General features: G+C 57.7%; 19 protein-coding genes. 9 read left to right on the top strand and 10 right to left on the bottom strand.

What is annotated here, in order from left to right; all coding sequences use genetic code 11:
- Positions 1–54 precede the first annotated feature (54 nt).
- Complete coding sequence (locus EQV93_RS07660) at positions 55–801, top strand: SDR family oxidoreductase (protein ID WP_122782311.1); 747 nt, start codon at positions 55–57, stop codon at positions 799–801.
- Between the two features lie 154 nt (positions 802–955).
- Positions 956–1,543, top strand: coding sequence for a sigma factor-like helix-turn-helix DNA-binding protein (locus tag EQV93_RS22450; RefSeq protein WP_336247122.1), 588 nt, complete (start codon positions 956–958; stop codon positions 1,541–1,543).
- A 1-nt stretch (position 1,544) separates the two neighbouring features.
- Here EQV93_RS22450 and EQV93_RS07650 read toward each other — a convergent pair whose 3' ends face one another.
- Entirely contained in the window at positions 1,545–2,789 is a 1,245-nt protein-coding gene (locus tag EQV93_RS07650) for a D-mannose isomerase (protein WP_240891279.1), read from the bottom strand.
- Between the two features lie 92 nt (positions 2,790–2,881).
- Positions 2,882–3,745 carry a LysR family transcriptional regulator gene (locus EQV93_RS07645; protein WP_240891278.1) on the bottom strand — a complete coding sequence of 288 codons (864 nt, stop codon included), beginning with the start codon at positions 3,743–3,745 and terminating at the stop codon, positions 2,882–2,884.
- Positions 3,746–3,849: 104 nt separating this feature from the next.
- Here EQV93_RS07645 and EQV93_RS07640 point away from each other — a divergent pair, with 104 nt between their 5' ends.
- Complete coding sequence (locus tag EQV93_RS07640; RefSeq protein WP_240891277.1) at positions 3,850–4,764, top strand: LysR family transcriptional regulator; 915 nt, start codon at positions 3,850–3,852, stop codon at positions 4,762–4,764.
- Here EQV93_RS07640 and EQV93_RS07635 read toward each other — a convergent pair.
- Complete coding sequence (locus EQV93_RS07635; protein ID WP_240891276.1) at positions 4,761–5,702, bottom strand: cupin; 942 nt, start codon at positions 5,700–5,702, stop codon at positions 4,761–4,763. The two genes, EQV93_RS07640 and EQV93_RS07635, sit on opposite strands and share 4 nt — an antisense overlap.
- Before the next feature lie 183 nt (positions 5,703–5,885).
- Here EQV93_RS07635 and EQV93_RS07630 point away from each other — a divergent pair, with 183 nt between their 5' ends.
- Together EQV93_RS07630 and EQV93_RS07625 are read left to right on the top strand one after the other, a co-directional pair.
- Positions 5,886–6,686 (top strand): SDR family oxidoreductase, encoded by an 801-nt coding sequence (locus EQV93_RS07630; protein WP_240891275.1) that lies wholly within the window; start codon positions 5,886–5,888, stop codon positions 6,684–6,686.
- Positions 6,679–8,505 (top strand): glycoside hydrolase family 15 protein, encoded by a 1,827-nt coding sequence (locus EQV93_RS07625; RefSeq protein ID WP_240891274.1) that lies wholly within the window; start codon positions 6,679–6,681, stop codon positions 8,503–8,505. The genes EQV93_RS07630 and EQV93_RS07625 overlap by 8 nt, the downstream gene beginning before the upstream one ends.
- Positions 8,506–8,560: 55 nt before the next feature.
- On the opposite strand, the gene EQV93_RS07620 is transcribed toward EQV93_RS07625, so the two are convergent.
- The 4 genes from EQV93_RS07620 to pvdM form a co-directional block, all read right to left on the bottom strand.
- On the bottom strand, positions 8,561–11,035 hold the full coding sequence (locus tag EQV93_RS07620) for a TonB-dependent siderophore receptor (protein WP_240891273.1): 2,475 nt from the start codon (positions 11,033–11,035) through the stop codon (positions 8,561–8,563).
- Between the two features lie 160 nt (positions 11,036–11,195).
- Positions 11,196–12,860 carry a cyclic peptide export ABC transporter gene (locus tag EQV93_RS07615; RefSeq protein ID WP_240891272.1) on the bottom strand — a complete coding sequence of 555 codons (1,665 nt, stop codon included), beginning with the start codon at positions 12,858–12,860 and terminating at the stop codon, positions 11,196–11,198.
- A gap of 197 nt (positions 12,861–13,057) precedes the next feature.
- Positions 13,058–13,912, bottom strand: a complete 855-nt coding sequence (gene pvdO, locus EQV93_RS07610) for a dihydropyoverdine dehydrogenase (protein WP_146426003.1) — start codon at positions 13,910–13,912, stop codon at positions 13,058–13,060.
- An 11-nt stretch (positions 13,913–13,923) separates the two neighbouring features.
- Positions 13,924–15,273, bottom strand: a complete 1,350-nt coding sequence (pvdM, locus tag EQV93_RS07605) for a pyoverdine-tailoring dipeptidase-like protein PvdM (protein ID WP_240891271.1) — start codon at positions 15,271–15,273, stop codon at positions 13,924–13,926.
- A 212-nt stretch (positions 15,274–15,485) separates the two neighbouring features.
- Here pvdM and EQV93_RS07600 point away from each other — a divergent pair, with 212 nt between their 5' ends.
- On the top strand, positions 15,486–16,352 hold the full coding sequence (locus tag EQV93_RS07600) for a pirin family protein (protein WP_240891270.1): 867 nt from the start codon (positions 15,486–15,488) through the stop codon (positions 16,350–16,352).
- A 14-nt stretch (positions 16,353–16,366) separates the two neighbouring features.
- On the opposite strand, the gene EQV93_RS07595 is transcribed toward EQV93_RS07600, so the two are convergent.
- The 3 genes from EQV93_RS07595 to EQV93_RS07585 all read right to left on the bottom strand — a co-directional run bounded on the left by EQV93_RS07595 (position 16,367) and on the right by EQV93_RS07585 (position 20,712).
- Complete coding sequence (locus EQV93_RS07595; protein ID WP_240891269.1) at positions 16,367–17,548, bottom strand: acetyl-CoA C-acyltransferase family protein; 1,182 nt, start codon at positions 17,546–17,548, stop codon at positions 16,367–16,369.
- 112 nt (positions 17,549–17,660) lie between these two features.
- Positions 17,661–19,781, bottom strand: coding sequence for a putative bifunctional diguanylate cyclase/phosphodiesterase (locus EQV93_RS07590; RefSeq protein WP_240891268.1), 2,121 nt, complete (start codon positions 19,779–19,781; stop codon positions 17,661–17,663).
- A 37-nt stretch (positions 19,782–19,818) separates the two neighbouring features.
- Entirely contained in the window at positions 19,819–20,712 is an 894-nt protein-coding gene (locus EQV93_RS07585; RefSeq protein WP_122782324.1) for a LysR family transcriptional regulator, read from the bottom strand.
- A 133-nt stretch (positions 20,713–20,845) separates the two neighbouring features.
- Here EQV93_RS07585 and leuC point away from each other — a divergent pair, with 133 nt between their 5' ends.
- The 3 genes from leuC to EQV93_RS07570 all read left to right on the top strand — a co-directional run bounded on the left by leuC (position 20,846) and on the right by EQV93_RS07570 (position 23,846).
- Positions 20,846–22,264 (top strand): 3-isopropylmalate dehydratase large subunit, encoded by a 1,419-nt coding sequence (gene leuC, locus EQV93_RS07580; protein ID WP_240891267.1) that lies wholly within the window; start codon positions 20,846–20,848, stop codon positions 22,262–22,264.
- A 10-nt stretch (positions 22,265–22,274) separates the two neighbouring features.
- Positions 22,275–22,919, top strand: a complete 645-nt coding sequence (gene leuD / locus EQV93_RS07575; protein ID WP_240891266.1) for a 3-isopropylmalate dehydratase small subunit — start codon at positions 22,275–22,277, stop codon at positions 22,917–22,919.
- A gap of 159 nt (positions 22,920–23,078) precedes the next feature.
- Entirely contained in the window at positions 23,079–23,846 is a 768-nt protein-coding gene (locus EQV93_RS07570) for a class I SAM-dependent methyltransferase (RefSeq protein WP_240891265.1), read from the top strand.
- Positions 23,847–23,866: the final 20 nt, after the last annotated feature.

The following is a 23,866-nucleotide window of genomic DNA, read 5'->3' as shown; positions in this document are numbered from 1 at the left end:
TTCGCGGTTATTCTGGTGGCCACATTTGCACCGTTGATGAGGGAGCGCGTATTTATGGACAAAGTCATCGTGATCACCGGTGGCAGCCGTGGCATTGGCGCAGCCACCGCAGTGCTGGCGGCGCGGCAGGGCTACAAGATTTGCATCAACTATCTGGCTGACGATGCAGCAGCCCATGAAGTGCTGGCGCAGGTGCGTGGCTTGGGGGCCAAAGCCATCGCCATACGCGCCGATGTGAGCGACGAAGAAGACATTATCCGCCTGTTTCTTGAGGTCGATGAGCAGTTGGGCCCGGTCACTGCGCTGGTCAACAATGCGGGCACCGTGGGCCTTAAATCGCGGGTTGATGAGCTGTCTGAACTGCGGGTCATGCACACCCTGAAAACCAACGTGCTGGGGCCGATACTGTGTGCCAAGCATGCGGTGTTACGGATGTCGCCCCGGTACGGCGGGCAAGGCGGCAATATTGTCAATGTCTCGTCGGTTGCTGCACGACTGGGATCGCCCGGCGAATACGTCGATTACGCGGCCTCCAAAGGTGCGCTGGATACCTTCACCCTGGGCTTGTCCAAAGAGTTGGCGGGAGAGGGGATTCGAGTCAATGCGGTGCGGCCGGGCTATATCTTTACCGACTTTCATGCGTTGAGTGGTGATCCGGGTCGCGTCAGCAAGCTCGAGCCGATTATCCCCATGGGCAGGGGCGGGCGCCCGGATGAAGTGGCCGAAGCGATTATCTGGCTACTGTCGGATAAAGCGTCTTACACCACGGGCACTTTTCTGGATCTGGGGGGCGGGCGCTAACACTCCAGCGAGAGGTGAACTCGTCACTGACTGCGGGGGTTTTGCTCACGTTGGAGAGTGGGTGCTGCGAAGGCTCCTTTAACGCACGCGAGATTGCATTTTCTGTTGATAGGCTGATAATGCGACTTATTGCTATTTGAGTCTGATTATTATCGTGCCTATCACTCTGGAATCCGACACTGCGCTCACACGTCACGATTGCCCTCATGATGCGGGGTGGCGCGGCGGCCTGTCTGGCGAAGACTCCCGCTTGATGCGCGATGCGATTGAAGAGATCGACCGCGCACTTGCAGGCTTGCCTTTGCGGGTCAAACGTTCGTTTTTGCTCAACCGTCTGGAAGGGCTGACGCAGCAAGCCATTGCCGACCAATTAGGTGTTTCCTTGAGCACCGTCGAACGTGAGTTGCGCAGGGCTTTTGCACAGTGTGTGTCGATGGGCAAAGCCAGACTTGATACGACGACGCAGGCCGCCATTGATTGGCTGTTGCGACTGGAGTCCGGGCATGCGTGCCCTTCGCAGCGTCAGGTGTTCAAGGCCTGGTTAGTTGAAAACCCCGAGCATTTGGCTGCCTGGCAGCGCGTTGCCGGGGTGTTGAAGGCCCCGGTAGCGACGTTGCATGCCGTCGCGCAGCACCGTTCAGGGCAGCTCGAGGCCGCGCAGCAAGCACTGCTGGGCAGCCCCTGTACTTTTTACAAAAAAATGCTGCAAGGCGGTCTGTTTTTACTCTTGCTCGGCCTGTGATTCAGCGACGCAATTTCAACGCACTGGCCAGACTGATAGCCAATGGCAGGCGCGGCAGCAACGTGGCCTGGTAAGCGTGGTACAGATCAGGCTTGCCGGGCCAGATCGTTTCAGAAGGCAGGTTGTCGTGGCTCAGCTCGTGATGCCAACTGCCATACTGGCGGTCAATCATGTGCAGGTCGATGTAGTCCCAAAAGCGTTGGTACCAGACTTCGTATAGGGATTCACCCGTACGTTGCAATAGTGCTGCCGCGGCTGCGGAGGCTTCGGCCAGCGTCCAGTGCAGGCGTTCGCGCACCACCGGGCGGTTGTCCCAGTCCAAGGTGTACACCACTCCGGGGTTGCCATCGGCATTCCAGCCAAACTGGCACGCGCTGGCGAACAACTGGCGAGCATCGCCCAACAACCATTCAGGCACGGGCAGACCGCGCTGCAGGCGTGCTGCCTCAAGGTGCAGCATCAGGCGGGCCCATTCAAACGCATGACCCGGTGTTTTGCCGAAGGGCCGAAAACCGTCCGCGGGGTTGTCCCGGTTATAGTCGGGCAAAGGGTGCCAGTGTGCATCGAAATGCTCGACGGGCAAGTAGTCGGCGTTAGCGGCGTGCTGGTGAATCACCCGTTCGGCCATGCGCAGGGCGCGATCCAGCCACAGGTCTTCGTCAAGCACATCAGCCAGAGCCAAAAACGTTTCGGTGCCATGCATATTGCTGTTGGCGCCGCGATATTCTTCGCAATCGCTCCAGTCGCGAGTAAAGCTTTCGCGCAAGGCGCCCTCGTGCTCGGCCCAGAAGCGGTTCTCAAGAATGGCCACCGCATCGCCCAGCAATTCAGCGGAGCCACCGCGTCCAGCCACCGCTGCGGAGCTGGCTGCCAGGGCAACAAAGGCATGCAGATAAGCGGCTTTGCGGGTGTTTCCGTCCTGCGCGTGAGGGCTGGCAAACCAGCCGTCGTGTTCGGGGTCACGCAGAGGACCGGCCAGTGCTGCCAGCCCATGGTCGATCAAGGGGGCGCAACCCGGCAGGCCTTGAATATGGGCCAGCGAGAAACTGTGGACCATGCGCGCGGTGGTGATGGTGTCGGCTGGGGCCGTGTCTGCGCGGCGGCCAAAGCGGTCGAGCTGGGCAAACCCGAGGGGTACGCGCGAGGCTTTGGCGAAGTCCAGCAGTGTCTGCCCCTGATCGTGCAGCCACTGTTGATGGGGCAAGGATGTCAGCCAGCTGTCGCTGGCCCGAGTAAGGTCGGTCATGGGCCACCTGTATTGTTTTTGTGCGATGTTCTGCGCACGCAGACTAAGGGATCAGCCGCAAAGCTGAAAGCTTTCATCTGTGTCAGATACGCTTAAATTTCGGCCCCCCAGCGCTGTGACCAATCGCTGTCTTGCTTGACCCTTTCGCGCAATAACACGATGGCCTGCTGCAAGGCGGGGCTGTCGCGTTCGCGTGAATACACCAGATAAGTCGGATAAGTGAATTCGGGGGCCTTTGGCACGCGCTCCAGAGCGCCGCTGGCCAGGTAGCTTTCAACCACCCGGGTACGAAAGTAACCGCTGCCGCCGTTATCCAGAATGTAGTGCAGCGCCACCGGCCCCAGATTGAAACTGATGGCGGCACGCGCTTTGTCGGGCAGGGCGGCATCGTGTTGCTGACGGAACTCGTCTCCCCAGTCCACATAGACGTAGGGTTCAGGAAGATCGGGACGACGTATCTGGATCAGTTTTTCTTCCAGCAACTGCTCCACTTGTACACCCGGCCAGTACGCTGGCTGGTACACCAGCGCCGCGTCCAGCAGGCCCATTTCCACTTGGCGCAGTAACTGTTCGCAGTCGCGAATCTGCACGCGCAGGGCATGGGTTGGCAGGTGTTGGCGCACGGTTTTAGCCCAGTCCAGTATCAACGGGTTGCACAGGCTGACTTCGCCGCCGATATGCAGCATCTGGTGCAAGCCTTCGGGGCGAGGTAAATCACGCCGGGCTGCTTCCCAGGTTTGCAGCAATTGGTTGGCGTACACCACAAACGCTTCGCCGTCGGGGGTCAGTTTGGCGCCGGCGCGGTTACGCACGAATAGCGTCACCCCGAGCAGGCTTTCGAGCTTTTGCACCCGTGCAGTAACGGCCGTCTGGGTGACGTGAAGTTTTTCGGCCGCGCTGGCGAGGCTGCCGCTACGAACGATTTCGAGGAAAGTACGGGCCAGGTCGAGGTCCATGATCGCGCCATTGTGCAAAGGAGCCAGTGTAGTGGGATTTGGTTTGACTCACTAATACTCGGCTCTGATAGCCTTCAGAGACTTTTCTCGGATGTGTGTCGCCAATGGACTACTTTGCTGCCTTGAACGCTTTTGTCGAAGCGGCCCACGCCAATAATTTCTCCCGTGCCGCTGAAAAGCTGTCGATCAAAGCTTCTACGGTGTCGCGTTACATCAAAGACTTGGAGCAGGATCTGGGCATTGCCCTTTTCAACCGTTCAACGCGCACGCTGCATTTGACGGAAGGCGGTGAAACCTTCCTGCTTCACGCCCTGCGTGTGCTGGACGAGCTGGATCAAGCGCGACAGGCGACGTCCTCGCTCAATCAGCGCCCACGGGGTGTGCTCAAACTGACTGTGCCGCCCGCGTTTGCCCGGCATCACATTGTGCCGCTGCTGGGGGCGTTCGCGGTGCGGTATCCAGAGGTGCACCTGGAACTGACCCTGGACGAACACCACGTCAACCTCATCAGCACCGGTGTGGACCTGGCATTACGCATTGGCACCTTGCCCGACTCCAGCCTCAAGGCGCGCAAACTGGCCAGTGAGCACACTCTGGTGTGTGTCAGTGCCGCCTATGCGCAACAGCATCCCGCCCCCGATACCCCGCAAGCATTGGGGCCGGTAGTGCTCAATGGCAATCTGCCCAACGAGGTTTTTTTTGTCGCGCACCAAAAACTTGCCCCAGCCATGCAGCGAGTCGCAATCAACGGCCCGCTGCGTATCAATGAGCTGGATGCGCAGTTACTGGCCGTTGAACAGGGCTTGGGCGTTGCGCTGTTGCCGGACTGGTTGGTGACCGACAAGCTGGCGCGAGGCGAGTTGGTCAACTGGCTGCCCGATTGGCGGGTGCAGGCGACGCAGGTGCCTGCGGCGCTGTGGTTGGTGTATCCGCCCAAGCGCACTGTGTCGTCCAAAGTGCGCTGTTTTATCGACTTTATGGTGGAGCAGGTGGGCAGCCCGGCGTTTTGGCAGCGTTAGCTGAAGCGGATATCCAGGGCGCGCAGATAGGTTTGCAGGCCCGCATCCTGAATCGGGATCAAGAACGCTTCACTGTCGGATTCATTGAAATGCGCATGCCAGTAACCCGGCGGGGTAACAAAGGCTAACCCCGGTGCCCAGTCCACGCGGATCGGGTTGCGAATCTGGCCATTTTCATCAATCTCGCTGCCGACCAGTGTGTAGCAGCCCGCAGGGCAGTCGATGATGAAGTCCAGGGCGATGGATTGATGGCGATGGGGTTTTTGCACCGAGCCTGCGGGCAAGATGCCGTACATGGCCCAGAGCACATGGGTCACGGTTCGCGTTTGCGGGAAGTGCCGGTTGCCCAGCAGGATGCTGACACGGCTGCGATCTTGCGCGCGGGGATCATCGGCGGCTTCGCGCAGTTTGGCGTTGGCTTTCTGTGCGGGGTACAAGGTCGCGCTAAAGGATTGCTGGGTGGGTGCCACGCCCAAGTAGCGCAACAACGGCTCGTCATGCACGTAATAGAAGCGGGCATCGGCGCTGGCCGTCAGTTGCACCGACTCCATACCCGGCAGGGCGATAAAGCAGCCTTTTTCCCATTCAAACGAACAGCTGCCTTGCACCAGCGAGCCTTGGCCTGCGATCACGTACAGCACTTGTGAGGTGGCAGTGGGGGTCAGGCCTAGGGTGTCACCGGCATTGAGGCGGATAAAACTGGCCAGTAACCCTGGCCCGGTCGCCGGGCCTTCGCAACCGAGTGCTTCGCTCAAATCCAGCGGCACCACACGGCTGGGGCCAGAGTCATACAAAGAAGACGGAAAGTTCTGGTAAGGAATACGGGAAATCAATCCCGCACTGATGGGGTTGGCTGCCTTGCTGTACTCAAAGTACTCGGCGTCCCGTTCGGCATTTATGACATCGATGTTTTGCAGCGGCGCAGTCAGGCTGTTCATCAGGATTTCTTCTTGTGGGTGAGCTGAAGGCCACTATACGAAGCGCTGTTGCTGAGGTTAAAGCCTGAACGGGAACAGCAGTTATGCGCAAAAGGGCGTTCATTGATGGCCCAGCGGTTGAACTCCTGCGCCAGTGAGCCGGTCAGCAGTCAAGGCCCTCCCACAAAACAGGCACTGGCAATCATGCACATATCTCTTGCTCAACAGGTCGCTCTAGTCACTGGCGCAAGCTCCGGACTGGGAGCCGCCAGTGCCCGCGCACTGGCTGGCGCAGGTGCTGCGGTGGTGCTCAATTACCATTCACAGGCAGCCCCCGCCCAAGCGTTGGCCGATGAGATCAATCAGTCTGGAGGCAGGGCAATCGCGTTGCCCGGTGACGTCTCCAAAGAGGCGGATGTCGAGCAACTGTTTGCCCAGACCCTGGATGCGTTCGGCTACCTCGACATCCTGGTGGCCAACTCGGGCTTGCAAAAAGATGCGGCGGTGGTCGATATGACGCTGGAGCAATGGAATGCGGTGATCGGGGTCAATCTTACCGGCCAGTTCCTGTGTGCACGTTCCGCGTTGCGGATCTTCAATCGCCAGGGCATTCGCCCCGGCGTGTCCTGTGCGGCGGGCAAGATTATTCACATGAGCTCGGTTCACCAGCTGATTCCCTGGGCCGGGCACGTTAACTACGCGGCCTCCAAGGGCGGCGTCGAGATGCTGATGCGCAGCCTCGCGCAAGAGGTCAGCCATCAGAAAATCCGCATCAATGGCATCGCGCCGGGAGCCATTCGCACCGCGATCAACCGTGAAGTCACTCAGGGCGCTGCTGAGCAAGCATTGTTGAAACTGATTCCTTATGGTCGTGTCGGCGAGGCTGACGATGTGGCCAACGCTGTGGTGTGGCTGGCCAGCGACGTTTCTGACTATGTCGTCGGCAGTACGCTGTTTATTGACGGCGGTATGAGCCTTTATCCGGAGTTCCGTGGCAATGGTTAAACTTTCTGAGCAATCGCAAAGCGCTATTGAAGCCCACGGCATCATTGGTGACATGCGCACCGCTGCGTTGGTCAATGATCGGGGCAGCGTGGATTTTTTCTGCTGGCCCGAGTTCGACAGTCCTTCCATTTTCTGCTCACTGCTGGACACCCCCCAGGCCGGTATTTTTCAGTTGGCTCCGCAGCTGCCGGATGCTCGCCGCGAACAGATGTACCTGTCTGACAGCAATGTCCTGCAAACCCGCTGGCTGGCGCAGGAAGCGGTGGTCGAAGTGACGGACCTGTTACCCGTAAGTGACCATGAGGATGAGTTGCCCCTGTTGATGCGCCGGGTGCGCGTTATCAGCGGCAGCGCGACTTTTGACCTGCGCTGTGCCGTGCGTCATGACTATGCACGGGCTGGCACCCAAGCCATTGTGGACGGTGCCGATGTGTGTTTTCAGGCACAGGGCCAGCCGACTTTGCGACTGGCCTCCACCCAGCCCTTGAACATTGACGCTCAAGCAGCCTGTAGCCGCTTTACCTTGAAAGAAGGCGAAAGCGCGGAGTTTGTACTGGGCGCGGGCGACGATCCGCGGGTCAAAGTCGGCGAGGGTGATTTGGCCTTGCAGCGCACCCTGCATTACTGGCGCCGCTGGATAGCGCAATCGACTTATCGAGGCCGCTGGCGAGAAATGATCAATCGCTCGGCGCTGGCCCTCAAGTTGCTCACCTCTCGTGATACCGGCGCGATTATCGCCGCGGCTACCTTTGGTTTGCCGGAAACCCCCGGCGGCGAGCGTAATTGGGATTATCGCTACACCTGGATTCGCGACGCGTCCTTTACCGTGTACGCCTTTATGCGTCTGGGGTTTGTCGAGGAGGCCAACGGGTTTATGCGCTGGTTGCGCGGTCGAGTAGGGGAGTGCTGCGCTGAACCGCTCAAACTCAAGATCATGTACGGCATTGATGGGCGCACCGACTTGGCCGAAACCACCCTGGGTCATTTATCTGGCCACGGCGGGGCGGTGCCGGTGCGCATCGGCAATGGTGCCGTTGAGCAAGTGCAGCTGGATATTTACGGCGAGTTGCTGGACGCGGTGTACCTGACCAATAAATACGGAGAGGCGATCAGTCACGAGGGTTGGCAGCATGTGACCCAAATCGTGAATCACGTCTGCGACACCTGGAATCAGGCCGATGTCGGTATTTGGGAGATGCGCGGTGAGAAACATCACTTTCTGCATTCCCGGTTGATGTGCTGGGTAGCACTCGACCGGGCTATTCGTCTGGCGTCAAAGCGCTCACTGCCCGCACCATTCGCGCAGTGGAACGACACCCGCCAAGCAATTCACAGCGATATATGGGCTAATTTCTTTAACGCCGAGCGCGGTCATTTTGTTCAGTACAAAGGCGGCACGGCACTGGACGGCTCAATGCTGTTGATGCCATTAGTGCGTTTTATCGGCGCCACAGACCCTGCGTGGCTGGCCACGCTGGCCGCCATAGAAAAAACCCTGGTGCGTGATGGCATGGTCTATCGCTATCGCAACGAGGATAGTGGCATGGATGGCCTGCAAGGCACAGAAGGGGCCTTTGCCGCCTGTTCATTCTGGTACGTGGAATGTCTGGCCCGGGCCGGGCAGGTTGAAAAGGCGCATCTGGAATTTGAGCAGTTACTGCGCTATGCCAACCCGCTGGGGTTGTACGCCGAGGAGTTCGACAGTCACGCTCGTCATTTGGGCAATACGCCTCAGGCCTTGACTCATTTGGCGTTGATCAGCGCGGCGAGTTTTCTGGACCGAAAGCTGGATCACCTAAAGACTCAGTGGCAACCCTAAAATACAAAAGCCCCGGATCATTGAGCCGGGGCTTTTGTGTTGAACACTTATCCGTTTAGAACGTGTACTTGGTGGTCAGCATCAGACTGCGAGGCGCGCCGTAGTACGTGGTGTTGAAGTTGCCCAGACCTGACAGGTACTTCTTGTCGAAGACGTTGTCGGCATTCAGGTTGAAGGTCAGGTGTTCATTGTATTCGTACCGGGTCATCAGGTTGACCAGCGCGTAGCTGTGTTGCTCGATGATGTCGTAATCGCCCTTGGGATCGTTGTAGATCTGGCCGTAGAACGGACTTTGCCAGTTCACACCACCGCCCACGGTGACTTTGTTCAGCACGCCCGGCAGACGGTAGGTGGTGAACAGTTTGGCGACGTTTTCCGGTTTGGTGGTTTGCAGCGGGTAGCCATACACCCGTTCGCCATCATCGGAACGGGTCTGGGCGTAGGTGTAACCGGCAATTACGTTCCAGTCGCGCATGATTTCGCCGGTCAGCTCAAACTCGATGCCCTTGGTGGTAGCTCCATCCAGGGACTCATAGATGCCCTCGTTGGTATTCGGGTTGGTGCCGACCTGAATCGGCAGTTTTTTCTGTTCAGTGCGGAACGCTGCAACGCTGGCATTCAGGCGGCCATCGAAGTACTCGGCCTTCAAGCCCAATTCGTAGCTGTTGCCTTCTGTAGGTGCCAGCGTGGTACCGGAAATGCTGCGGTCCGTGACTGGTTTGTAGATCGAGGTGTAGCTGGCGTAGGCCGAGTAGGTGTCGTTGATGTCATACACCACACCCGCATACGGTGTGACACGACCGTGCTGTTTGGAGGTGGTTTTGTTATCGCTGAACGTGCTCGATTGCACGTAGTACTTATAGGTGCTGTTGTACTGGAAGTCGCTGACGCGGGTGCCCAGGATCAGCGACAAATCGTCGGTAGGCTTGAAGCGCGCAGCCATGTAAGCGCTGTTCTGGTTCTGGTTGGTTTCGTATTTGCCGTTTTTCGGGAAGTCCGGCTCCGGGTAATGGCCGTTCCAGTCAAAGATGCTCCCGGGCACCATTTCGAACAGGCTACCGTCGAAGGTCGCGCCGGTTTGGCGGGAGTCTTGCGAGGTGACGCCCACGACCAGTTCATGCTCGCGGCCGAACAGCGTGAACGGGCCGCTGGCATTGATATCGGCAGTGGTTTGCACGCGATGGCCTTCCCACTTGCCCCAGTAGAAGAACATGCCGTCACCGGTGACTGGATTGGGCGTGCCGCCACTGGCCGAGCCCAGTTGGGTGTCATGGTCGTTGGTTTGCTGGTTCAGCGTGCCTTTGATTTTCCAGTCATTGGCAAAGCGGTGCTCAAGGGAGGCAAACGTGGTTTGCGCCTGAACATCGCGACGGCTCCAGTCGGTAGCCGGGTTGAACGAGCGGCTGAAGTCAGTTTTGCTGTAGTCCGAGAAGTAGTACGGGTTACCGGTCCAGGACGAGCCGCGGGGCTTGATGTTCTGGTAATCCATGCCAAACGTCAGGGTCGTGTCCGGGGTCAGGTCGGCCTCGATGATGCCGTAGAACACGTCATTCTTTCGGGAGTAGTGGTCGATATACGAATCAGCATCCTGATACACCCCGACCAGTCGTCCACGCACGCTGCCATCGTCATTCAACGACCCGGAAATATCGCCTTCGGTGCGGTAGTTGTCCCACGAGCCGACGCTTCCGGTAATCGACGCCTTGAATTCTCGGGTCGGTTTTTTACGGATCATGTTAACGGTCGCCGAAGGTTCGCCGGAACCGGACAGCAGGCCGGTGGCCCCTTTGACGATATCAACGCGGTCATACAAGGCCATGTCGACCTTGGTGGCGCCTTCATCAAACACGCCGTCATACATCGAGTTGACGCCGTCGTACTGGTAATTGGTAATGGCATAGCCACGGGCCGAATATTCCATGCGGTCACTGTCATAGGCCTGGGTGGAAATACCCGGCGCATTGCGCAGTACGTCGCCAATGCTTTGAGCACCCTGATCGTCCATGTTCTGACGGGTGACCACCGTAACGGTCTGGGGTGTTTCGCGAATCGACAACGGTAGCTTGGTGGAGCTGCTGGTGGCCCCCGTTGTGTATGAACCGGTGTCTTCCGTGGTCAGCGAGGTGCCCAGCCCTTGGCCGGAAACGGTGGTGGCTCCCAGCTCAAGGCCCTGGCCCTGAGGCGCGTTCAGAATCACCGTGTCGCCATTGAGCTGATACGAAATGCCGCTGCCTTGCAGCAGGGTTTCCAGTGCCTTGACCGGCTCCAGCGAGCCCGTAACGGTACGCGACTTGATTCCCTGCACCTGATCCGGGCTATACAGCACTTGCAGATTGGCTTGTTTGCCAAACTCATTCAACGCGCTGGCCAACGATTGCGCTGGAATGTTCAAGGCAACCGGAGCCGCCTGGGCCATTGAAGACCCCAATAATACCGAGGCAACCAAAGCACTGGACAGCAAGGTTTGGCGAACCGTCTGGCGTTGGGTGGCAATCGAAAGGGGGGTCCGGCTCAAGTGTGGTCGTTGCATTGCGTGCCTAGGCTCCAAAGGGGGGAATTATTTTTTGTTAATGGGAATAGTTATTAGACGCAGCGCGATTAAGAAACCGGAATGAAGTTCCTGTATTTGTGAAATTTAATTTTTGCAGCCCCGGTTGCCGCTACCACAGGCTGTGGCAGCGGTGCCGATGTCAGGCTGTTTCCAGTGCTGTAGAGACTTTGCCGCTGTCCATGCGCACCAGTTGATCGGCGACGTCGAAATAGCGGTCGTCGTGGGAGATCACGATGATGGTTTTGCCCAGTCGCTTGAGATCCGGCAGCAGCTCGGTATAGAAAATGCGCCGGAAGGTGGGGTCCTGGTCGGCCGCCCATTCGTCAAACACCAGCACAGGGCGCTCTTCAAGCCAGGCGTTGACCAGCGCCAGACGCTTGCGCTGGCCGGTGGAGAGGTCGGTGGTGCTGAACTGACCGTCGGTGATGCTGACCTTGTGCGAAATTTCCAGACGCTTGAGGTATTGCTCGGCGTCCTGAGGGATTTTCATGTCGCCCTGCACCACGTCGTCGAACAGGTAGTAGTCGGCAAAAATGGTGGTGAACAGCTGGCGATAGTCGTCACGGGTTTGGGCGTCAACGGCCTTGCCGTTGAGGCGAATCTCACCCTGTTGCGGTGCGTACAGGCCCAGCAGCAGTTTGATCAGGGTGGTTTTGCCGCAGCCGTTTTCGCCGACGATAAACACAATGTCACCCTGATTGATCTTCAGGTTTACCGGCCCCAGTCGAAACGGTGCGCTGCCATCTACGGCAGCGAAGCTGTAATTGACGTCCACCAGCTCCAGGCTGTTTACGGTCTTGTCCGGCGTGCCTTGGTCATTGAGCAACAAATGCGGTTCGGGTGAGTTGAACTGTTCAGACAGATCAGCAATACGGCGGAAGGCAATTTGTGCGCGGCTGATGATCGGCAAGGTGCTGATCAAATGCTCCAGCGGGCCTTTCATGTACAGCAGCACCAGCACAAAGCCGCTAATCACGCCGGGGTTATTGCTCGGCCACAGCGACTGCATGGCCAGCGCCAAACCGATGACGACGAAAAACAGCATTGAGCCCAGGCTTTTGGCGATCACGAAGGTGTTGATCGAGCGGACCTGAATGTCACAGATTTTTTGCGCGGTGTGGGCAATGCCCGAGTTGAACATGCGCTGGCGGCGCGGCCGGTGAATGCGTAGCTCCTTGGCGCCCTCGGCAATGGCGTTGTAGTGCTTTTGCAGCTCGTCTTCGGCTTCGCGGGCTTCAGAGAAGCCGTTGAGGCCATACCCCCGGGCGATGTACTGAATGATTGTGCCGATGACAATCGCCACCAGCATCATCAGAAACATCGGCCATGACAGCATGGCTAGATAGCCCATGCAGCCAAGGGTTACGGTCAGTGAAATGGCCAGGGGGGCGAAGGCGAAGGCGAAGTCGCTGATGGTGTCGACGTCGTGGGTCAGCACTGGGATCAGGCGGTGACTGCGGTAGCGTTCGATTTGCGAGATGGGTGCCGAGAGCACTTTTTCGCCGAGTTCCTTACGCAGTCTGGCAATGATGTGCTGGCCGACATAGTTGCTGCCGATGTCTGAGCAAATGGTGCTGAGCAGGGCCAGTACACACAGCCCGGCAAACACCGCGACCACATTTTGGGTGAGGCCACCTTCGGCATGCAGCGCGTTATTGATGGTTGCCAGCAGCACCGTCACGCTTAACCCGCCGATCATGCCCAGCAGGACCGACAGGCAGACGATAAGGCGGAACGGCTTGAGCAGGGTTAACAGCTCTCGAAGAACCCCCGGTGAGGTTCGGGGTGTTGCGCACTGGCTCATAAACAAGAGTTCCTTGGATCAAGGGAAGACGGTCTCTTGTGAACGAGTGATTGGGCGGTGGATTTAACGAACGACCCTCACCCTAACCCTCTCCCAAAGGGAGAGGGGACTGATTTGAGTTGTTCATGAAATATCATTCGCCGCGTACAAGCTCCCTCTCCCTTTGGGAGAGGGCTGGGGTGAGGGGCTTTTGATCCCTATAGATCGCGCTGAACCCGAAATCCGATCCAGTCGCCGCGAGTCTGCGGGTAGATATCATTGCGATTGCCCGAGCGCGAAAATACCGGCGCTTCACCCCAGTCATTGCCACGAATCTGGCGCAGCTCACAGGTGCTGCCCGTCACCCACGCGCTGCCATCGGTTGGCGCGCCTGCGTAGTCACTGTGTTTGCAGTCCTCAACAAACTCATACACATTGCCGTGCATGTCATACACGCCAAAGGCATTGGGCGGGTAACTGCCCACTGGCGAGGTATAGCTGTAGCCATCAGCAGGCCCATAGGTGTTGGCATGTTGGGCGATGCTGTAACCCTTGCCTTCGTCCATCGGGAAGGGGAACGGGCCGGTTGAGCCTGCGCGCGCTGCATACTCACGGGTGGCTTCGCTGACCATGCGATACGGCTTACCGGTTTTCTTCGAAATCCACGCCACATAGTCTTCAACGTCCTTGAAGTCCATGCACACCGCAGGCTGCCGGGGCCCTTGCGGGTAACGCGGTTTGCTGGCAATACAGGCGCGACCGGGACGATCATCACCATCGGCAATCTTGACCCCGGTTTCTTTGATATAGGCGTCAAACTCAGCCGCCGTCACTTGAAAACGACTGATGGCTACTGGCGTGCTGAAGGTCACCTTATGCATCGGGCCTTCATCGGGCTCGCGGCCGACTTCATCCTCTGGCGTACCCATCATAAAACTGCCGGTGGGCAGTACGACCATTTCCGGACAATGCTTGCAGTCTTTGAAGACGGTGCCAGGTGCATCGGCATGGGCTGCAGGCGCGCCGAGCAAGGCGAGCAAAGGCAGGTAGTACAAGGGTTTCAACGTAGGCATGGTTATTTCACTTAATCAGTAGACGTTGGCTTGGCGGCTTTTTGGACGCTGTCCCAGACCCGAAGAAAATTGCCGCCCCACAGCTTGGCAATATCACCCTCGGAGTAACCGCGTTGCAGCAGTTCGGCAGTAACGTTAAGGGCTTCGCTGACATCCTTCCAGCCGTCCAGACCGCCGCCATCATTGAAGTCGGAGCTGATGCCGACGTGATCAATGCCGATTTTCTTTACGGCGTAATCAATGGCATCGCCGTAATCCTTGAGGGTGGCTTTGGGTTCTTCGTCGACAATGCCGTATAGGCCGCTGGCGTATTGGCCGAAGCGCTGTTCAGGCCAGACGGTGATAATCGGGTCACCCGGCATCAGCGCCATTTCGAGGTTGTGCAAAGGCGGTAAATCGAACTGGCTGCGCAGGGCGTTGAGTTTGTCCTGACTGTCTTGGCTCAAGGGCCGCAGATACGTGCCAAAGCCAACAATTTGCACCACGCCACCGCTGGCCTTGATCAACTGCATTTCCTTGTCGCTGAGGTTGCGCGGTATATCCACCAGCGCCCGGGGCGCCGAATGCGATGCCACGAGCGGTGTGCGGCTCAACTGGCTGACTTGCTCCAGCGCCTTGCTCGACATTTGCGACACATCAATGATCACGCCCAGATCATTCAAGCGCTGCACGGCCTGTTTGCCGGTTTCTGACAGGCCATTGAGTGCGTCGGGTGTGTCATTGAAGAAGGGCAGCGGGCGCGAAGAGTCAGACCAGTCGTTGTTGCCGACATAACTGAAGCCAAACATGCGCATGCCACGTGCGGCCCATTTATCCAGTTGGTCGATATCGTTACCCAGCGGGTAGGCGTTGAGCATGCTGATAAACACCGCAAACTTGCCCTCGCCATGCAAGCGTCGGAAGTCGTCCGGGGTGTAGGCAATGGCGACTTGATTGGGAAAGTCGCGCACCATCGTGGTGATGATCCGGTAGCGGGCTTCCTGTTCGTTGCGTGCGGCTTCGACGAAACCCGCCGTGGGACGGTGCGGGGCGTTGGGGCCATTCCATATTTCCGGCCAGCCAAAAATGGTCAGCGCCGCCCCGGACAAACGACCTTTTGCCACCTTGACCAGATCAAATTGCCCAGGCCCGTCTTTGTCGGCCTCATTGCCTGCGGTGCCGAATTCAAGCGGGACTGTGATGTGGCTATCGAACGACAAAAGCCGCTCTTGAAGTTCGTCGGCCTGTTTGACGATTTTCAACGGGTAACCGGGGTTGCCTTTGTAAAACGTGTCCCAGACCAGAAAACCACCTCCCAGGGCAGCAACCAATGCCAAGGGGATACCTATCATCAGAGCTTTTTTTGTACGGGGTTTAGTCATTGCCATCTCAGTCAGAATCCGCCGTCAAGGGGCCGGCGTACGGCCTTTGCTATCAGGAGAGAACGAGGGGCAGGGCGCAGGATTTAGGCTGGCGAGGCGCTTGGGTACACGGTCGGATGTTCTATTTTTGGAACGATGAGTTTCAAAATGAGTATCTACTCTCTTTGGTGGTGCGAATCTATAGTGTCGGCATGAATTTCAGGAGGTGCTAGATGAAAAAAATCCTAGGTGTATATGCGGCTCCACGTGGCCATTGGGTCGGTGATGGTTTCCCGGTACGCACCATGTTTTCCTACGACAGCATGGGCAAATATGTCAGCCCGTTTCTGTTGCTGGATTACGCGGGGCCAGCCGAATTCACGCGCACCTCAGAGCGTCGTGGCGTAGGTCAGCATCCGCATCGCGGGTTTGAAACAGTGACCATTGTCTATAAAGGCGAAGTGGAGCACCGCGACTCCACCGGCAATGGCGGTGTAATTGGCCCGGGGGATGTGCAATGGATGACCGCAGCGTCGGGAATCCTGCACGAAGAGTTTCACTCTGAGGCCTTTGCCCGCAGCGGCGGGACCCTTGAAATGGTGCAACTGTGGGTCAACCTGCCCGCCAAGGACAAAATGGCCGAACCGGGCTATCAAGGTATTCTGGATCGTGACATTCCAGATCTGGAACTCAAGGACGATGCCGGTCGGTTACGCTTGATTGCCGGCGAGTTCGACGGCCAACGTGGCCCTGCGCGCACCTTCACACCGATCGATGTCTGGGATGTGCGCTTGAATGCAGGCAAATCGGCCGCCTTTGATCTTCATCAAGGTCGCAACACGGCATTGGTCGTGTTACGCGGCGCGGTGGAGGTCAATGGTCAGGAAGTCGTGCGTGAAGGGCAGTTGGCCCTGTTTGACCGCGAGGGTTCCAGCATTCGTCTTGAAGCCAACAACGATGCTGTGTTGTTGATCTTGAGCGGTGAGCCTATCGACGAGCCGATTGTGGGTCACGGCCCGTTTGTGATGAACACCGAGGCCGAGATTCAACAGGCCTTTATCGACTTCCAGTCCGGTAAATTTGGGCGGATGCCCGGATAACTCCGGGCTGGCGCTCAGACCCGCTCGAAAATCACCGCGATGCCCTGACCGCCCCCAATGCACATGGTGGCCAGGGCATAGCGGCCTTTTATCCGTTGCAGTTCGTGGAGCGCTTTGGTGGCGATGATCGCACCCGTAGCGCCCACCGGATGACCCAACGCTATGCCCGAGCCATTCGGGTTGAGCTTGGCCGGGTCAAGTTCCAGCTCTTCCATCACCGCACACGCCTGCGCTGCAAAGGCGATGTTGGCTTCAATCACGTCCATATCCTCAATCCGTAAACCCGCACGCTTGAGGGCCAGACGTGTGGCCGGTATGGGGCCCAGGCCCATCAGTTCAGGTTCGACCCCGGCATGGGCATACGCCACCAGACGCGCCATAGGGGTGAGGTTTGAGGCCCGAACGGCATCACCACTGGCCAGTACCAGGGCCGCCGCGCCGTCATTCAGGCCCGAAGCATTGCCCGCCGTCACGGTGCCGTCCTTTTTGAACGCCGGTTTCATCTGCGCCAGTTGCGCAAGAGTGGTCACACGCGGGTGTTCATCGACATTGAACAGGCTGATGCCTTTTCGACCGGGCACCTCGACAGCCGCAATTTGCGCGGTGAAATAGCCTTGGGTGATAGCGTGGGCGGCCCGTTGCTGGTCGCTGAACGCCAAGGCGTCTTGCGCTTCGCGACTGATGTGATTGCGTTGTGCGACATTTTCAGCCGTGATGCCCATATGCATGCCCTGGAACGGATCGTGAAGAATCCCGAGCATATAGTCCTGCATCAGTGCATCCCCCATGCGCGCCCCCCAGCGGGCGGACGGCATCAGGTAAGGGCCACGGCTCATGGATTCCGCGCCGCCGCCAATGGCGAAATCGGCATCGCCCAGTTGCAGGGTATGAGCGGCAGAAATGATCGCCTGCAAGCCGGAACCGCACAGGCGGTTCACGTTATATGCCGGTGTTTCTTTGGGAATACCCGCGTTGATTGCGGCGACCCGTGCCAGGTAGGCGTCCTTGGGTTCAGTGGCAATGACATTGCCCATGACCACGTGCCCGATGCGCTCGGCCTCGACTTGACTGTCGATGAGTGCGGCCTTGACGGCCGTGGTGGCCAGATCGCAGAGCGGCATATCCTTGAGTGCGCCGCCAAACGTGCCGATGGCCGTTCGCCGGGCGCTGAGAATGAAAATTTCAGGGGCTTGCATGGCAGGTCCTTATTCTTGTTATGGGTTGAAGTGAAGCGGATTATTTCATGCTGCCGGGTCGAAGGGATTAGTCCGTTTGAGGGCATCCTGGCCTTTAGCTACGGTGGGCTTGTCAGTCATTCGGGCCCTTGAGCATCGCCTGAAACTGCGCTAAAGGCACCGGTCGGCTGTGCAGATAGCCTTGGTAAAGATGGCAGCCCAGGCTCTGCAAGAACTCTAACTGGCTCTTCTGTTCCACACCTTCAGCGACCACGGTGATCTTCAAGCTGTGTGCCATTGCAACAATGGCACGGATAATCTCGGTATCGTTTGGGTCATTGATGGCGTCGTGGATGAACGATTTATCAATCTTCAACGTGTCCACCGGCAGACGTTTCAGATGGGTCAGCGAAGAATAGCCCGTACCAAAATCATCCATCGCAAAGCTCACACCCAAGGCCATCAGTTGGCGCATCGTGCCGATGGTGTCTTCCAGATTCTGAATGACGATGCCTTCGGTAATCTCAAGTTTGAGTATCGAAGCCGGCAGTCTGTGAGTGCTCAGACTGGATTGGACCCGCTCGACAAAGTCGTTTTGGCGAAACTGCCGTGGGCTGATGTTGACGCATAATCTGAAGCTGTTCGGGTCAATCAAGTCTTCATCAAGTAACAGGCTTAATGATCGACAGGCTTCTTCGAGCGCCCAGGTGCCGACGTCAACGATCAATCCGCTGTCTTCAAGGATGCTGATGAACTCGGCCGGGGCTTGTGCACCCAGTTGCGGGTGTTGCCAGCGCAACAGCGCTTCGGCCCCGACGATGCGGTTTTCGCGGGCGTCGACTTGTGGTTGAAAGTGCAGGCTGAACTCGTTGCGGGCCAACGCAGTGCGCAAATCGCTTTCGATGCGCATCCGCTCTGTGGCGGCGGCTTGCATAGAGAAGTCGAAGAGCTGGACGGTGTTGCGACCGCAGTCCTTGGCCCGGTACAAGGCTATGTCGGCACGCTTGAGCAGGTCGGCAGGCTGTGTGCCGTGCTCAGGCAAAATAACCATGCCAATGCTGGGCGTGACTTGCAGGCGCTGGCCGTCCAGAAACATGGGTTCGGCCAGCAACTGGCGCAACGCATCCGCCGTATTGCGTACCGAGTGTGTGACCTCCTGCAGCGTCCCTTTGAGGCCGGTCAGCACCACGACAAACTCGTCACCGCCCAAGCGGGCCACCGTGTCTTCACTGCGCACGCTGGTTTCAAGGCGGGCCGTGATGATGCGCAACACCGAATCGCCCACGGGATGGCCCAGAGAGTCATTGATGTGCTTGAAATGGTCCAGGTCAAGAAACAGCAATGCGCCACGCAGTCCATGGCGGTTGAGCAGCAAGGTTTGCTGGCTCAGCCGGTCCATCAGCAGGGCACGATTGGGCAAATTGGTGAGCGGGTCGTGGTAGGCCAGGTGCCTGACTTGCGCCTGAGCAAGCTTTAGCTGACTGATGTCGCGGGCCGTCAGCAATATGCACGGCGTTTCGTTAAGTGTGATCGGCTCGATGGAGACTTCAAGGTGGAGCACGTCACCACTTTTGGAGCGACCCACGATTTCTCGGTGGGTGATACGGCCCTTGTCGTGGAGTTCATCAATCAATGCCTGACGTTTTGAGCCGTCTCCCCAAATACCCAGCTCATAAGGGCTGTGCCCAATGGCTTCAGTGCAGCTATAACCCGTCAGTCGACTAAACCCCTCATTGACTTCCAGATAGCGACCGCTCACAAGTTCGCTGATGGTGATGGCGTCAGGGCTGGAGTGGAAGGCCTTGGCAAATTTGTCTTCGGAAACACTCAAGCGTTCACGTTGAAACGTGACTTCACGGATAACGCCCAGCATGAGAGGTCTGGCGTCTTGGGTGTCGATGAAACTCCCTCGCACCTCCAGCCAGTGCAGGCTGCCGTCTGGCCAGCGGATCCGGTGGTGGACGAATTTCTGCCGGGCAGTTCCGTTTCTCACTTCCTGGAATGCGCGCTGTGCCTTGGGCCAGTCTTCGAACGAAAGACTGCCCAAATTATCGAGATTGTCAGGCAATGGCTGTCCTGCATCCAGGCCGAACAACGCGTGGACGCCTTCTGACCAACTGATCTCGCCGCTGTCGAGATCCCAGCTCCAAGTGCCAGATTGTGCGGCATTCAGGGCTGCGAGCAGGTAGCTTGAGTCGTTCCAGCTTAGCGCCTGAGTGCGTAACGGTTGTTCTTCGTCCGTGGGGTTTGCCATGTACTGCGATCCTTGAGCACGAAACCAGGTGTCGGATTCAGGACGGCTCGTTGCAAGGGGTTGAGACCTGACCATCGAGCAATGTCATGAAAGCGTGTGCGGCATTCGACAGCGTTCTTTCAGTATGTACGATGTAGCCCAGTTGTCGGGTCAATTGAATGCCGGGCAAACTGATCGAGGCGACTTGTTCGTCCAGCATGGTGCGTGGCAGCACACTCCAGGCCAGACCAATGGACACCATCATTTTGATAGTTTCCAGATAGTTGGTACTCATGGCGATGTTCGGTGTCAGCCCCTGTGCTTCAAACAGACGCTGCACAATATGGTGGGTAAAGGTATTGCCCCCCGGAAACACCGCTGGATGATGCGCAATGTCAGCCATATTGACCACAGGTTGACGGGTGAGAGAGTGCTCGGGGGCGACCACAAAGTCCAGTGGATCATCCCACACCGATACGGCGCGAATCAGCGAGTGAGGTTCCGGGGCCAAGGTGATCACGGCCAATTCTGCGCGGCCATGAAGGATTTCTTCGTAGGCCACTTCGGAATCGAGAAACTGAATATCCAGCGCGACTTTCGGATAAAGACGCGTGAACTCGCGCAGCAATGGCGGCAGGCGGTGCAGGCCAATGTGATGACTGGTGGCCAGGGTCAGTCGGCCGCTGACTTCTCCATTGAGGTTGTTCAGGGCCCTGCGGGTGTCATCCAGCACATTGAGAATCTGATAGGCGCGCGGCAGTAACGCCCGTCCTGCTTCAGTCAAGCTGACTTCACGGCCCAAACGGTCGAACAAGCGGAGTTTGAGTTGCTGCTCAATGCTGGCAATGCGTTTGCTGATGGCGGGCTGAGTCAGAAACAGACGTTCGGCTGCCCCGGAAAAGCTTCCGGTTTCAGCAATGGCAATAAAAGCATTGAGATTGGCGAGATCCATCTGTTCGAATTCCTGTTGGTTATCCAAAGCATGAAAATTATGAATTTGAGTTATTCACTGTAACCTCATAGGATCGACCTCACAAGCCAAGTGGTTATTGGCACAGAAAAGTAGCTGATGAGGAAACCGTCTGATGGCCGGCAAAACGCTCTACGACAAGCTCTGGGATTCGCATTTGGTCAAGCAGCGCGACGATGGCTCGGCGCTGATCTACATCGACCGTCACATCATCCATGAAGTGACCTCGCCGCAAGCCTTTGAAGGCCTGCGTCTGGCCAAGCGCAAGCCATGGCGCATCGATGCCAACATCGCCACCCCGGACCATAACGTACCGACCACGCCAGAGCGTAAAGGCGGGATCGAAGCGATTGCCGACCAGGTTTCGCGTTTGCAGGTGCAGACCCTGGACGATAACTGTGATGAATATGGCATCACTGAATTCAAGATGAATGATGTGCGTCAAGGCATCGTTCACGTGATCGGCCCGGAGCAGGGCGCGACCTTGCCCGGCATGACCGTCGTCTGTGGCGACTCCCATACCTCGACCCATGGTGCCTTCGGCGCCTTGGCCCACGGTATTGGCACTTCCGAAGTCGAGCACGTGCTGGCCACGCAGTGCCTGGTCGCCCAAAAAATGAAAAACATGCTCGTTTCGGTAGAGGGCCAGTTGCCGTTTGGCGTCACTGCCAAAGACATCGTGCTGGCGGTGATTGGCAAGATCGGCACCGCTGGCGGCAATGGTCATGCGATTGAGTTCGCGGGCAGCGCGATTCGCGACCTGTCGGTTGAAGGCCGCATGACGATCTGCAACATGTCCATTGAAGCCGGTGCCCGCGTTGGCTTGGTGGCTGCGGACCAGAAGACGGTGGATTACGTCAAGGGCCGTCCTTTCTCGCCCAAAGGGGCTGAGTGGGATTTGGCAGTAGAGGCGTGGAAAGACCTGGTGTCCGACGCTGATGCGACGTTTGACACGGTGGTCGAGCTGGATGCTGCGCAGATCAAGCCACAAGTCAGCTGGGGCACGTCGCCTGAAATGGTGTTGGCCGTTGATCAAAACGTGCCGGACCCGGCGCAAGAAACAGATCTGGTCAAGCGTGGTTCTATTGAGCGTGCCTTGAAGTACATGGGTTTGAGCGCCAATCAGGCCATCACCGATATCCAGCTCGATCGCGTGTTTATTGGTTCGTGCACCAACTCGCGGATTGAAGACTTGCGTGCGGCGGCTGTGATTGCAAAAGGCCGCAAAGTAGCGTCCACCATCAAGCAAGCGATCGTGGTGCCGGGTTCCGGGCTGGTGAAAGCCCAGGCTGAGTCCGAAGGCCTTGACAAGATTTTCATCGAAGCCGGTTTTGAATGGCGTGAGCCGGGTTGCTCGATGTGTTTGGCGATGAACCCTGACCGCCTGGAGTCGGGCGAGCATTGCGCATCGACCTCCAACCGCAACTTCGAAGGCCGTCAGGGTGCCGGTGGTCGTACACATTTGGTGAGCCCGGCCATGGCCGCTGCCGCCGCTGTTAACGGTCGTTTCATCGACGTCCGTGAATTGATCTAAGGAGCGCAACATGAAAGCTTTTACCCAGCACACCGGGCTTGTCGCACCTTTGGATCGTGCCAACGTCGACACCGATCAGATCATTCCCAAGCAGTTCTTGAAGTCGATCAAGCGCACCGGTTTCGGCCCCAATTTGTTTGACGAGTGGCGTTATCTGGATGTCGGGCAACCGTATCAAGACAACTCCAAACGCCCGTTGAACAAAGACTTTGTGCTCAATGCCGAGCGTTATCAGGGCGCCAGTGTATTGCTGGCCCGTGAAAACTTCGGTTGCGGCTCCAGCCGTGAGCACGCGCCGTGGGCGTTGGAAGAGTACGGCTTTCGCAGCATCATCGCGCCGAGCTACGCCGACATCTTCTTCAACAACAGTTTCAAAAACGGGTTGTTGCCGATCATTTTGAGCGACGCCGAAGTGGATGAGTTGTTTGCTCAGGTTGAAGCCGAGCCGGGTTACCAGCTCACGATCGATCTTGAGGCGCAGACGGTAACCCGCCCTGACGGCAAGGTTCTGAGTTTCGAAATCGATGCATTCCGTAAGCATTGCCTGCTCAACGGCCTCGACGATATTGGGCTGACCTTGCAGGACGCTGATTCGATTGCTGCATTTGAACGCAAGCACCGCGCTAGCCAGCCGTGGCTGTTTCGTGACGCATAACTGCATTAGAGCTTCGTAGCAGCTGCCGCAGGCTGCGTCCGGCGACGCAGTCGTCGTGAAGTCAGAGAATACGTTTTTTCAGGCTTTGCGATTGCTTTGCAACCGGACGTAGCCTGCGGCAACTGCTACAGGTTTGGCGTTACCTCAAAGGAAGTTGTCATGACCAGCACTGCCCCGCACAGCCAGGTTGTACAAAAACAGTTCGGCGAACAGGCTTCGGCCTATTTGAGCAGCTCCGTGCACGCCCAAGGCACTGAATTCGGCCTGCTAAAGGCCGAGTTGGCCGGCAAGTCGCAGACGCGGGTGCTGGATTTGGGATGCGGGGCAGGTCATGTCAGTTTTCATGTGGCAGCACTGGTAAAAGAGGTGGTGGCTTACGACCTCTCGCAACAGATGCTCGACGTGGTCAGCGCCGCTGCATCCACTCGCAAGTTGAGCAACATCAGCACCGTCTGCGGTGCGGCTGAACGCTTGCCGTTTGCCGATGGTGAGTTTGACTACGTGTTCAGCCGTTACTCGGCACACCATTGGAGCGATTTGGGCCTGGCGCTGCGCGAAGTGCGGCGGGTGCTCAAGCCGGGCGGGGTGGCGGCCTTTATCGATGTCATGTCGCCTGGCAGTCCGTTGTTCGACACCTATTTGCAAACGGTCGAAGTGCTGCGTGATACCAGTCATGTGCGTGATTATTCAGCCGGTGAGTGGTTGCACCAGATCAATGAGGCCGGTTTGCAAGTGCGCAGCACACAGCGTCAGCGTTTGCGTTTAGAGTTCGATTCCTGGATCGAGCGTATGCGTACGCCGCTGGTCATGAGCGCGGCCATTCGCCAGTTGCAACAGTCAATGGGCACTGAGGTGCGCACGTATTTTGAAATTGAAGCCGATGGTTCGTTCAGTACTGATGTGCTGGTGCTGTGGGCCGAGAAGTAACTCCGACTATTAAAAGATGC

The sequence above is a fragment of the Pseudomonas sp. TMW22091 genome, from assembly GCF_022496705.1.
Lineage (GTDB): Bacteria > Pseudomonadota > Gammaproteobacteria > Pseudomonadales > Pseudomonadaceae > Aquipseudomonas > Aquipseudomonas saxonica.
The sequence above is the reverse complement of the archived record's forward strand: the minus strand, read 5'-3'. Positions and strand labels throughout refer to the sequence as shown.